This window comes from Bradyrhizobium sp. Mp27 (assembly GCF_029953005.1).
Classification (GTDB): Bacteria; Pseudomonadota; Alphaproteobacteria; order Rhizobiales; family Xanthobacteraceae; genus Bradyrhizobium; species Bradyrhizobium barranii.
Genome location: NZ_JASAUS010000877.1, coordinates 1 through 218 on the forward strand (window position 1 = coordinate 1; position 218 = coordinate 218).

The 218-nt window shown below is 66.1% G+C and carries 1 protein-coding gene; it reads left to right on the top strand.

Annotation, left to right across the window (positions count from 1 at the left end; all coding sequences use genetic code 11):
- A partial coding sequence (locus QJT78_RS52895) for a transposase (RefSeq protein ID WP_281461019.1) occupies positions 1 to 218 on the top strand: 218 nt, incomplete at both ends.

Genomic DNA, 218 nt, shown 5'->3' on the forward strand with positions numbered 1-218 from the left:
AAGATCGCCCCTCAAACGATCCTGACGCCCGGTTCGCCAAGCGGCAAGGCAAAAGCGGCTCGACCTTCGGTTACAAGGCCCATGTGGGCGTCGACGAAGGATCCGGCCTGACCACGCCCGCCAACATCAACGACACCACGCCAGCCGATGGCCTGATCCGCGGCGACGAAGCCGTGGTGTGGGCCGATGCGGCTTACGACACCCATGCCCGACGGGCC